Genomic DNA, 13,195 nt, shown 5'->3' with positions numbered 1-13,195 from the left:
CTTAAAATTACCCCTACAACAACTCTACATTTTGACAAATCACCTCAAATTCAGCGATTTGTCAGATAGCATAATCACATGTCTATTTTTTTTAAATCATCATATTTCAGGGGCTTTAAATAGCAAAACATCAATTTTAACCCCATAAAATTACCAATGTAGGTTTTTTATAGAGGTAGCTCCTTTGTTAAGAAGACGTTAAGCCATTTACTTTTATGTCCAAACTAAATTTACTCGAAAATGAGATATGGATTTTTAACATGGATAGTTCTTTTATGTACTGCCTATGGATATTCACAAACTAAAACCGTAACAGGTACAGTATCCGACAACATGGGTCCCATGCCGGGTGTAAACGTACTTGTAAAAGGAACAACCAATGGGGTTGTTACCGATTTTGATGGTGAATTCACCATTGACGATGTTTCCAATGATGACACCTTAGTGTTCAGTTACATTGGTTTTGTATCCCAAGAAGTGCCAGTTGGCACACAAACTGAAATCAACATTACATTGAGCGAGGACACACAAGCCTTGGACGAAGTGGTTGTTGTAGGGTACGGTACCCAAAAGAAAAGTAACGTTATCGGTTCCGTGACCAGTGTTGAAGTGGAAGAAGCCACCAACGTACCCACTACCAACGTCTCCGAAATGCTTCGGGGTAGAGCCGCTGGTGTTCAGGTAAACCTCGGGGATGCACGACCCGGAGGTAATTCCAATATCGTAATTAGGGGTAACGTATCTGTTGCACCCGGAGGAAATTCCCCTTTGATTATTGTGGACGGTCTTCCCTTTGACAACCTTAATGATGTGGCACCCGACGATATCGCCAACATTGAGATTCTAAAAGATGCCTCCTCAACCGCCATTTATGGTTCAAGGGCATCCAACGGGGTTATCTTGGTGACGACCAAAAGAGGTAAAGTAGGGAAAGCTACTGTAAACTATCACGGTTATACCACCGTGCAAACGTTGACCAAAAACTTTAATCAATACACTGGTTCACAATTTATAGACCTAAGAAGAGAGGCCAACAGAAATAGGTTCACTGGCGATTATTTGAGCGATGAGAACATATTTACACCCTTTGAACTAGAGGCCATTGAGAACCAAAACTTTGTGGATTGGGAAGATTTGGTACTTAGGGACGCTGTTATCCAGAGCCATGCACTAAGCTTCTCCGCAGGTAGCGAAAAGACCAAGGTTTTTTCCAGCGTCAACTATTTTTCACAAGAAGGTATTATTCCAAATTCAGGTTTTGACAGAGGCACATTCAAACTAAACTTAGAACAAAAAATATCTGATAAATTGACTTTCCTAGGGATTATCAACTATCAGAATGCAAAACAAGACCGCGAAACAGGAGGAATAAATTTTACCACAATAACACCACTTGCACAGCCCTATACTGCGGATGGTGAGCTACAGAAGTTCTATCTCGGCCCATCCAACACATCCGTAAACCCCTTGTGGGACCAGAGAGAATCTGTGGATGAGACCAAAATCAACCTTACGGATGTCAACTTGAGCCTTATCTATGACATAGCACCCAACCTAAGCTATACATTGAAAACTTTCTTAAGAAACCGTAACACCAACCAAGGAGTGTATCGTTCCTCATTGCACTCTGCCGGTGACGAAGGTATCGACGGACTTGGGGTATTGTCCAACACCTTGTTCAAACAGGTGCTTGTGGAAAACATCCTGAACTACACCCCTCAAATCAATGATAAGCATAGTCTTGATTTGACAGCCGTACAGGCCTTCGATGAACGCCGTACCGAATACACCCAATTGGACAAATCAGGGTTCACCAACGACGCCCTTGGCTTCAATGGTAACGCCACCGAACTGTTGAACAACGTTAGGGATGTTTCCCAGCGTAGACTACTTTCTTTCTTGGGAAGGGTTAGGTATGGTTATATGGACAAATACCTTTTGGAAGCGACAGCGCGTGCGGATGGTGCTTCGGTATTTGCAGAGAACAACAAATGGGGTTTCTTCCCAGCGGTGTCCCTAGCATGGAAAATGCATATGGAACCATTTATGCAAGATATCGACGCCATTAACGAAATGAAGTTTAGGGTGAGTTATGGTGCCACAGGTAACCAAGGAATCAACCCATTGGAATCTTTAGGGGTTGCCGACGACCTACCGTATGTGTTCGGTGATGAAACAGTGGCAGGTGCCACCGCATCATCCCGACTGCCCAACCCTGACCTTAAATGGGAAACCACGACCACGTTGAACGCCGGTGTCGACTTTAGATTGTTCAATAACCTTTTTCAAGGAACTCTTGAATATTACAAAGCCAATACTACCGACTTGTTATTGGACAGGGCCATTGCCGGAACCACAGGTTTTAATGTGATTCGATTCAATTCAGGTGAAATTCAAAACCAAGGTATTGAAGCTTCTTTGACCTCTAACATAATCCGTAAAGAAGATTTTAGTTGGTCTTTGGGACTTGTTTTCTCCAGAAACAGAAACGAAGTTATATCTCTTACAGGAGAACTCGATGACGAAGGAAACCCTATCGATATAACCGATGCAAATTCAGGAAGACGTTTGTCCGTTGGACAGTCCATCAACAATATCTGGTTGCCAAAATATGATGGAATTTATCAAGAAGGCGATGACATTGCCGGTTCTGGAAACCCATTGGCCCAGCCAGGTGATGTTCGCGTGATAGATCAGGATGGCAACGGGCAAATAGATAACCGTGATAATGTTTTTATAAACACCGACCCGGATTGGTACGGTTCAATTACCAACACCATCACCTACAAGAACTTTGACCTGTTTGCCGATATCTACATTGTACAAAATGCAACAAGGTTAAACCCTGTTCTTGCCAACGGAGAGCTTTGGAAGGGTGCCATAAACGGTATCAGGACTAAATATTACACACCTGAATATCCCTCCACCGAATACCCAAGACCAAAACCAGATACGCACTTGCACCTGTTCCCTTTTGCTGTAAGGGATGCATCCTACGTGAGATTACGTACGCTTACATTGGGCTACAACATTCCTAGTGATACTTTCTCCAAAATTGGATTACAAAGTGCCAAGATATACTTAACCGGAACCAATCTGTTCACCTTTACCGATTTTAAGTCGTACAGCCCGGAACAGACGCCTTTAAACAATGACCAAAATGGCTCTGCTTTCCCCGAGACCAGAAACATAACCCTAGGTGTAAAATTAGGATTCTAAAAAAATTGTCATGAAAAATATATTTCAATACATAACATCAAAAAGGGCATTGGCAATACTGCTTGTCATTGCCACATTCGCATCGTGCGAAAAAGAATTGGAAGATGAACTGTTGTCCGATACCTCGGTCGACTTCCTCTACTCCACACCAGAGGGCTTGGAAAATGCCGTCGTAGGTTTGTACACACTCAACAGGAACCTTTACCAAGATTTAAGCTTGAATGGGACCTATCCTCTAATTCCACAGGCAAAAAGCGATTTGGGCGTGGGTATCACCGGAGAGGTTTCCCTATATAGCCGTTTGCTGTGGGGAGCCAGTTTGGGCGATTACGGTACCACATCGGGCATTAATGCCTATTGGGTGAACTACTATAAAATAGTTGACCGGGCCAATGCGGTAATCCAAGGGGCAGAGAATTTGGAGGATATTGAAGAAGGTAGACGAAATCAAATCCTTGCAGAAGCCAAATGTATGCGTGCCCATGCCTACTTTACGCTTTACCGCCTGTTCAACAACATCTTTATCACTACCGAGCCCACTACGCCCGAGAATGCATTTGATGTACCACAGGACAAATCCTCCGAAGAAGAGATCTTTGCACTTTTGCGTTCCGATTTGGATTTTGCCATCGCAAACTTGGATTACGCCACCCCTCAATTTGGACGTTGGGCACAAGGTGCCGCAAGACACCTGAGAGCCAAAGTGGCCATGTGGGAAAACGACTGGACCGAAGCCGCCACTCAGACTGATGCCATCATTACAAGTGGCAGTCATAGTTTGACAGAGACCACGGCTGAAGTTTTTGCCGGAGAACTTGATCACTCCGAGACCCTTTTTGCCATCAATTTTGAAAGACAAACTATCGGTGGTGGTGACCCCCATATCATGAACTGGAATATGGTTTCCAGCTATGCTGATGCCCCTGGTTTGATTCAGTCCGTAGAAAATGGTGGCGCTGGAGCTGGATTTATTTCCTTGAACCAGTACACCATCGACCTACTCAACGAAGACCCTAACGATACCAGAAAAAATGGCACTTACTATATTTTCGAATATCTCTACAACGATGAGACCGCAGTGCCAGCTGGAAGTGAAATTGGCGACCCATTGGACCTATACGAAAACAGCGAAGATGATCAAAACGAGTTTATGCTTTACTACAGAAGGCAAAACCCCGGGATTATCAAGTTCCTTGATGAGACCGTAGAACCTACCGACAGGAATCACTTTAAGAACATTATGATCTATCGCTTGGCCGAGACCTATTTAATCGGTGCCGAAGCACACATGATGCTCAACAATTCCGCCAAGGCCTTGGAATACCTTAATGCGGTACGAACCAGAGCGAATACCGCTCCAGTGAACAGCATTGATTTAGAGACCATATTGGAAGAAAGGGCCCGCGAACTTGCTTTTGAAGGTCAACGTTGGTTTACCCTGAAACGTACCGGGTTGTTGTACGATTACCTTTTAGATCATATGAACAACGACAACATGAACGAATCGTATCCTGAAGGTAACCCAAAAGACATTCTTAGGGAGTACATGCAGAATTGGCCCATTCCACAACAACAGATGGACCTTTTAGGACCCAACTACCCACAGAACGATGGGTATAACTAAACCGGCACAAACTATAATTAACTTATAACATTGAAAGATGAAAAAGCATAATAACAACAAGAACATATCCCGTTCAAAATTGCCCATAATTGCCCTATTAATGGCTTTGGGTATATTGGGAACCATTATTTCTTGCGAAACGGAGGACGATATTCCGCCTCCTTCCGCCTATGTACCACCGACACCGGAACCAGAGCCCGAACCCGGTGAAGACTGTGTGTTCTCCACCATTGTTCCTGAGTTGTCCGAAGGAATCGATTTTGAGTGTGGGGGACCTGAGGTCACTTTCTTTGGAGAAAAGGACGGTTCCTTTACCCTTGAGTATGTAGAAAATCCAGATGCGTCTGGCATCAATACATCGGAGACAGTGGTTGAGTATACCCAAACAGCCGATATTGAGCCATGGGCAGGATTCTTTTTCGATTTGGCAAGCAAAGTCGACTTTAGCGAAATGCAAACAGTGAAAATTAAAGTTTACTCGCCCGCTGCTGATCAGATTGTACTATTGAAGTTTGAGGACAAAACCGATAACTCCATTGCAAAAGAAGTGCAGGCTACTACAACAGTAGCCAACGAATGGGAAGAATTATCATTCGTTTTCTCCCCAAGTGATTCCGATAAATTTGATAGACTGATTCTATTTTTTGACTTCAATGGCGAGAAAAGTGCGGAAACCACCCACTATTTCGACGATATTGTGATGAGCGAAGGTGGTGAAGTGGAAGAGCCCGTTGAAACCAGTGAACCTACCGCTCCCGCAACCGACCCAAACATAGACCCAACAGAGGTAATTTCATTGTTTAGTGATGTGTACACTAACGTTACCGTGGACACATGGAGAACCGATTGGTCCAACGCAACATTGGAGGACATCGAAATTGATGGTAATGCGGTTAAAAAGTACAGTGAACTCAACGTTGCTGGAATTGAAGCAACATCCAATCCAATCGATGCTACCGGCATGACACATTTTAGAACCGATATCTGGACCGGTGATGCTACCGAATTCAGAATAAAATTGGTAGATTTTGGTGCTGATGGAGCCTACGATGGTGGCGATGATGTTGAGCATGAAATTGTATTTGAAGCACCCACACAACAAGAATGGGTGAGCTTGGATATTCCATTATCTGATTTTACTGGACTTACAACCAAGGAGCATATTGCACAATTGCTATTTATAAGTACACCCTCAGGAGCAAATACAGTTTTCGTGGACAATGTTTTCTTTTATAATGAAGCTGGGGTATCCGACACTCCTTTATCGGGAGCCCCAACACCTACAGTCCCTGATAATTTTGTGATTTCCGTATTCAGTGACACATATACCGATGTTTCCGGTACAGATTTCAATCCAAATTGGGGACAAGCTACGGTAGTTACACAGGAAGACATAGCTGGCAACAACACTTTGAAATATGACGGCCTGAACTATCAGGGAACTCAATTCGAAAATGCATTGGATGTTTCTGGAATGACGATGATTCATTTGGATTATTGGACGCCTGATTCTTCCGACCTCAACCTATCTTTGGTTAGCACTGGTCCTGTTGAAATACCTTATTCAATTAACGTGACCACTGGTCAGTGGGTAAGTGTGGATATTCCTTTGACAGAGTTCTCCGATACAGTTGATTTGACAGATGTGATCCAACTTAAATTTGATGGAAATGGAACCATTTTCTTGGACAACATTTATTTCTATTCGCCACCTCCCACGGAGCCCGCAGCAGGCGCTCCTGCTCCAACCTTGCCTCAGGCAGATGTGATTTCAATCTTCAGTGATACCTATACTGACCTCACCGATACCGATTTCAATCCTAATTGGGGGCAGGCAACCGTAGTTACACAAGAAAACATTGATGGAAACAATACCTTGAAATACGAAAATCTAAACTATCAGGGAACACAATTGTCATCTTCATTGGATGTATCAGGAATGACCATGATTCACCTGGATTATTGGACGCCAGATTCATCGGCCCTTAATCTATCTTTGATAAGTACAGGACCTGTAGAAACTCCATATGCAATAGAAGTAACTGCAGGACAATGGGTAAGTGTAGATATTCCTTTGACCGAGTTCTCAGGTGTAGTTGATTTAACCGATGTAATTCAATTGAAATTTGATGGAAATGGAACCATTTTCTTGGACAACATCTATTTCCACTAAACATATAATGAAAAACAAATCATAAATTGATTTGAGTTAGTTAATTAAGCAAACGGATTAGCTCCTTTCCTTAACAGAAAGGAGCTCAAATCCAAGTAAAGTTTTCTATGAAAAACAAATTGTACATTCACCAAATAGTAAAAATGAGCATTTTCAATATATCTATATTATCTCTCTTATTGGCCATTTCATGTAGTTCTGGGGATTCAGACTCCAACAGCGCACCCACCAATCTAAATGTGGTTATTTCCGTGGTCGGTTCAAATGACAACAATCCCAATGGGGATGGCTCCGGAGCGATACAGATAATGGCTTCCGCCACCAATGCCATCAGGTACGCCTTCCGTTTTGGAACGGGAGACCAAATAGACAGTGAGTCTGGAAACATTGAACATACCTTTCTTCAAGATGGAACAAATAATCACAATATTACCGTATGGGCCTACTCCGAGTCCGGGGCGTTCGTAAACGAAAGTTACAGCGTAGATGTTTACAGGTCCGATGAGGCTTTTGCCAAATTGGTATTCTCCGACGAATTTGAAAACGAAGGTAGACCGGATGACCAAAAATGGCATCATCAAGTTATTCCCCCGAACAACGGTAGCTGGCACAATGACGAGTTACAGCACTATACCGATAGGGAAGAGAATTCCTATGTGAACAATGGAACCTTAAAAATAAAGGCCATCAAAGAGCAATACTCCTATAACGGAAGTACAAAAGAGTATACCTCGGCCAGATTGAACGCCAAGTTCGCCTTTACCTACGGACGCATAGAGGTCCGTGCCAAACTTACCAATACCGCGGGCACATGGCCGGCCATTTGGACATTAGGTGCAAACTCGAATGAAACCGGAAACTATTTTGGAGATCAATACGGTAATGTAGGGTGGCCTCTTTGCGGGGAAATCGACATTATGGAACAAACCGGATGGGATAAAAACAGTACTATTTCGCATTTTCATTGGGGAGATTTAAATACCGAGGTATATAGCGATGAAGGTGGCGAAATAGCCGTAGAAAATGCAGATTCAGAGTTTCATGTATACTCCATGGAGTGGGACAGCAAAAGTATTAAGACCTATGTGGACGATAACTTGGTATATGAATTTCAAAATGGTACCAACAAACCATTTAACCACGAACATTATTTGCTCCTGAATATTGCAATAGGTGGAAATTTGGGTGGTGATGTACCTGCGAATTTCACCGAAGATATCTTTGAAATTGACTATGTAAGAATATATCAGTAAAACCACAATTCCAGTGCAAAGGAGTTAGATTGCTGAGCATTGTTATTTCAAGATTTTGGAAAAGTAAAAACTATTAACTTATTCCAACCAACCAAAAGCCGGAGTTTAGACTTCGGCTTTTTTATTGGCCAAGTTCCTTTGCCTCAAAAGAAACTAGCTCTTGATTACTGAACCTTGCCGTAGCCTCAATGGGATTGCAACATACTTCGCAATCCTCTACATAGGTCTGTTGCGGCACAGAGCTATCCAACAAAAAGGAAATTTCTTCCCAACAGTACGGACATTGAAAAAAATGTTCGTACATGGCTTAAAATTCTACATTAAGCAGTTGACCACTAACTTGAAGCATTTGAAGTTCGGCCAACTTTGCGTTGTATTTTGCCTGACTCTTGGCCAACTCGGCATTCAACAAGTTCAACTGGGCCTGTCGAAATTCTATGGAAGTAACCTGACCCAACTTATACCTTTCATCGGTACGGTTGAAATTGTTCTGGTTGGTCTGTAGATTTTTCTCCTGAACCTGTAAAACATAAAGTGCATTGGTATAACTGTCCCATGCATTTCGGATATCCCTTTCTACCTCCAACTGGATTTGTTTTTTCGCAATTTCTTGGTTTTGAAAGGCAATTTTGGCATTTTTTATCCCAGTGATGGTAGTTCCTCCATCAAACAAGTTCCAAGTGAGATTCACCGTTCCCGTGACCCCTGTAGAGGTGTTTTGCAAGACAAAGGCCAACGGACTGTTGTTGTTGGACTCGTTCCAACCGTAGGTCCCCGTAAGTCCAATGGTGGGCAAGTAACCACTTTTGGCTATTCTGATGTCGTTGAGACCCATATTTATGTCCTTTTCCACAATTTGAAGCCTAACATTGTTCATTTGGGCCTCATTGTACATATTTTCCATTTGAAGCCCAGGAACAAAAGTCACAATAGTATCCGCAGCAAACTTAGCCGATAGATCTCGGTTAAGAATAAGGTTCAAGTCCCTCATTGTATTTCGCAGCTGCTGTTTGGAATTCAATAAATTGATGCTATCCGTATTAATGTCCACTTCGGCATTCAACACATCCAGACCGGTATTCTGTCCAAACTCAAATTGGTACTGCGCTCTTTTGAGCCTATCTTTTGAAATTTCCAAAGCCTGTTCCAATGTCGATGTATTCTCAGTCAGCCGAGCTGCTTCGTAATACACGGTAAAAAGCTGTAAAATGGTGTTCTCAATGGTCTGCCTGACCTCAAGTTCGGATTGCTCGGACCTTTCCTGAAAACTTTTGTAGTTGTAGTATCTCCCCAAACCATCAAACAAGGTATAATTCACATTCACAGCAGCGCTGTACCTACGGGTCTCCGCACCTTCCGCTGTTCTGGTGTCCCCGTTGGCCAAAACACCTTCGGAGTTTTGCTTATCGATACTACCGCTGGCATTCCCCGTAACCGAAGGCAAGTAGCCCGAATTTAGAATATCTGCGTTGTTCTCATCAATTAACCTGGTATTTCTAGCGACCTTGATATCCAAATTGTTTTCCAAAATAAGGTTGATTGCTTCTTGCTTGGTAAGCACCTCATCTTGCGCACTTGCGGAAAGGCCAAGAAATATCAAAATCAGGGGTAGTCTATAAAAAAAGCTTTTCATTATCTGGTCTCTTCTGCAACGTTTGGGGTTTCTTCTCCGTTTTGCGGCATATTGCTACTGTCACTTCCGTTCAGGCTTACACTATTTGAGTACATCTCTTCTTCTTCATGCTGTTCGCGAATGGCTCGTTCTACTTCCTCAGGTGTAACCTCTTCGCCGGTCCATAAACGTTTTGCCAGCACTTTGACATTGTTTCCAAAGGAAAGTAGCAAAGGTAGCATGAGCAACGTTAAAATAGTGGCAAAGGCGATTCCATAGGCAATGGAAATGGCCATTGGCTTTAAGAACTGTGCTTGGCGGCTCTTTTCCAAAAGTAAGGGTGCCAAACCGGCAATAGTGGTTACCGATGTCAAGAAGATGGCCCTAAAACGTGAACGACCAGCTTCATAAATGGCTTCATCGAACTTCATTCCATTTCTCAGATTAATATTGAACTTGCCAATGAGCACCAATCCATCGTTTACCATAATACCGATCAGTGCGATAATTCCCAACATGGAAAGAATATTGATCGGAAAGCCATGTAACCAATGTCCCCAAGCAACCGCCGTTAAACTAAAGGGCACCATAAAAATCAACAATAAAGGCTGACTAATACTTCTAAAGGTGAAGGCTATGGTTATAAAAATGAGGAACAATACAATTGGACCCACAAATCCAAGTGAACCAATTAGTTTGTTAGCCTCCCTGTTCTGTCCTTCATAAGATGGGCTTATGGTTGGATATTTTGCCAGAATATCGGGCAATACCTCGTTACGTATCCACAACATGGCATCTGTTCCACTGGTGGTCTCGGGGTCCGTTAAATCGGAAGATACCTGAATTTCCCTTCTACCTTCCAAGTGGTTGATGGCCACATCTCCTCTTTCAATGGTATACGTAGCTATTTCCTTTAATGGAATACGGTCACCGCTTGGGGCCAAGATTCGCATCTCGTCCAAATCGGAAATTGATGATCTGTTCTCCCTGTCATATCGTACCCAAACCCTTATTTCATCCTGTCCCCTTTGGAAACGCTGCGCCTGCGCGCCGAAGAATCCGCCACGAACCTGGTTCATTACCGTACGAAGGTCTAACCCGAGCGAATAGGCGTTTTCCTTGAGCTGCAATCGTATCTCTTTGATTCCGGCCGGGTCATTATCCGTTACGTCCTTTAGATTGGAATTGGCTTCCATAGCTTGTTTAAGCTCCATTTTGGCCGCCTTTAGCTCTTCAATATTGTTACCCAACAAGGAAACTGATACAGGATTGCCCCCAAAGTTACCTCCTGAACCATAAATCAAGCTTTCCACTCCAATTACCGGGCCTACGAGCTCACGAAGTCTTGTGGTCACCATATCGGCACGTATGCCATCCGGTCTTTCCTCTCCGGGCAGCAGGTTGATTTCCAATGTTGCCGTGGATGAACCTGGGCCAAGGTTTTTTATCATATTCACAAAAAGCATTTTGTCCATGCCCTGCAAATATTCATCTGTCAATTCTTGGTTTACGATATGTGCCTTTTCTTGAATAAGACTGATAATGGAATCGGTCACCTTTTCATTGGTGCCGTTAGGCATAGTAAGGTCTATGGAGACCTGATCACTGGCAATTCTTGGAAAAAATGCGGTTCGGATAATTCCCCCTCCAATGGAGCCCAGCGTTAAGACCAAAGCCATAAAGAAAAGGGCAAAGGTCAAAAACTTGTAGTTCAGCATAAAATGGAGGGCCGGGCTGTACCACTTATCACGCATATAGTTCATAATCCTGTCCCCTATCTTGTTGATGACGCGTAGCTCGGCAAATACCTTGGCAATGCCTGTTTTGGGTTTATCACTTTGTGGGTGTAAGGCTTTTGAATGTGCCAAGTGAGCGGGCAATATAATCAACGCTTCTACCAAGGAAACTACCAAAGTGAGAATCACTATAACAGAAACCTCACTAAAGAATTCCCCAATTCTACTATCAAGGAACAAGAAAATAGAAAATGCCAATATGGTGGTGATGATAGCCGAAATAATGGGTGGTATCACCTCCATGGTCCCATCCAAGGCGGCTTGCACGGGTGATTTTCCATCTTCGTAATGTTGATAGATATTCTCTGCGATCACGATTCCATCATCCACCAGAATACCGATTACAATAATCATCCCGAAAAGGGATAGTACATTGATGGTGACATTGAACATGGGGGCAAAAACAAACATTCCCAAAAATGCAATCGGGAGTCCGAAGGCTACCCAAAATGCCAATCTTGTATTCAAGAAGAGGGATAGGAACACCAATACCAAAATCATCCCCACAATGGCGTTCTCGGTCAAGAGTTCAGTCCGTTGGGTCAAGGTGGTGGAACGGTCATCGATTACATCCAACCTAACATTGGTATATTTTTCGTTGAAATCGCCGATATATTGTCGGACGTTTTCAGCAGAGCCCATGAGGTCTTCTGTATTGGTACTTGTTATGGTAACATTTACGGCAAGTTCACCATTAAAATATGAAGCATTGGGCGTTTCGGAAAATCTATCCCGAATAACGGCAACATCCCTTAAACGCACTGCACGTCCAGCAGCATCGCCCCGGATTACGATATTGGAAAGTTCATCACCATAATAGGAACGATTGTTGGCCCTGATCAGGTATTCTTCGGTCACGGTCTTAATGTTCCCTCCCGTTACCAAAATATTGGCATTGGAAACAGCTTGGGCAACATCTGTAAAAGATAGATTGTACGCTAAAAGACTGTTTTCATCTACGGCAATCTCAATTTCTTCGTCCGGATAGCCGTCGATTTGTATTTGGGATATCCCATCAATGGCGCGTAAATCGTTCTCGATCTGACGTGCAATTTGCTTCAGTGTCGCCAATGGAATATCTTTTCCGCTTACGGCAAAACTAATGGTAGGCCTTACAGGTTCTTGCTTTGCAACAATTAAAGGTTCCATACCGGTTGGGAAGGTAGGTACCCGGTCCACAGCATTTTTCACCTCCAAGAGCATGAAATCCACATTTCTTTCCTTCTCGATCTCCACATTGATCGTACCACTGTTCTCCCTTGAAGTGGAAGTTACCCGCTCCACTCCTTCGAGTCCTTTTAGGTTATCCTCTATTTTGAGGACAATCCCCTCCTCTATTTCTTGTGGAGACGCGCCTGGGTAAGCAATGGTAATGGTAATGTTCCTAGCTTCGTTGAGTGGAAAAAATGATGATTTTAAGGAAAGAATCCCTACGACCCCAAAAACAAAAAATGCCAAAATAAAGACATTGACTGCCATGTGGTATTTAATAAAATACGAGATGAGATTTCTCATGGC

The 13,195-nt window shown here is 43.2% G+C and carries 7 protein-coding genes; 4 read left to right on the top strand and 3 right to left on the bottom strand.

All coding sequences use genetic code 11. The features are described 5' to 3' along the window. The first annotated feature begins 240 nt into the window (after positions 1–240). From J0656_RS15270 to J0656_RS15255, 4 genes are all read left to right on the top strand, one after another. A complete protein-coding gene (locus tag J0656_RS15270; RefSeq protein ID WP_207035413.1) occupies positions 241–3,219 on the top strand; it encodes a SusC/RagA family TonB-linked outer membrane protein in 2,979 nt (992 codons plus the stop codon). A 10-nt stretch (positions 3,220–3,229) separates the two neighbouring features. Continuing rightward, the gene (locus J0656_RS15265; RefSeq protein WP_207035411.1) at positions 3,230–4,843 is read left to right on the top strand and encodes a RagB/SusD family nutrient uptake outer membrane protein; all 1,614 of its coding nucleotides are present in this window, start codon (positions 3,230–3,232) and stop codon (positions 4,841–4,843) included. A 37-nt stretch (positions 4,844–4,880) separates the two neighbouring features. Beyond that, the gene (locus J0656_RS15260) at positions 4,881–7,016 is read left to right on the top strand and encodes a hypothetical protein (RefSeq protein WP_207035409.1); all 2,136 of its coding nucleotides are present in this window, start codon (positions 4,881–4,883) and stop codon (positions 7,014–7,016) included. 107 nt (positions 7,017–7,123) lie between these two features. Next, positions 7,124–8,269, top strand: a complete 1,146-nt coding sequence (locus tag J0656_RS15255; protein WP_237688961.1) for a glycoside hydrolase family 16 protein — start codon at positions 7,124–7,126, stop codon at positions 8,267–8,269. Between the two features lie 121 nt (positions 8,270–8,390). Here J0656_RS15255 and J0656_RS15250 read toward each other — a convergent pair whose 3' ends face one another. Genes J0656_RS15250 through J0656_RS15240 form a run of 3 tightly spaced genes read right to left on the bottom strand, consistent with a single transcriptional unit; the run spans position 8,391 to position 13,192 of the window. Further along, complete coding sequence (locus J0656_RS15250) at positions 8,391–8,573, bottom strand: CPXCG motif-containing cysteine-rich protein (protein ID WP_207035407.1); 183 nt, start codon at positions 8,571–8,573, stop codon at positions 8,391–8,393. Between the two features lie 3 nt (positions 8,574–8,576). Further along, on the bottom strand, positions 8,577–9,902 hold the full coding sequence (locus J0656_RS15245; RefSeq protein ID WP_207035405.1) for a TolC family protein: 1,326 nt from the start codon (positions 9,900–9,902) through the stop codon (positions 8,577–8,579). After that, positions 9,902–13,192, bottom strand: coding sequence for an efflux RND transporter permease subunit (locus tag J0656_RS15240; RefSeq protein WP_207035403.1), 3,291 nt, complete (start codon positions 13,190–13,192; stop codon positions 9,902–9,904). The genes J0656_RS15245 and J0656_RS15240 overlap by 1 nt, the downstream gene beginning before the upstream one ends. Positions 13,193–13,195: the final 3 nt, after the last annotated feature.

Origin of the sequence: Flagellimonas aurea (assembly GCF_017313785.1) — a bacterium.
Classification (GTDB): Bacteria; Bacteroidota; Bacteroidia; order Flavobacteriales; family Flavobacteriaceae; genus Flagellimonas; species Flagellimonas aurea.
This window is presented reverse-complemented; position numbering and strand designations above follow the sequence as displayed.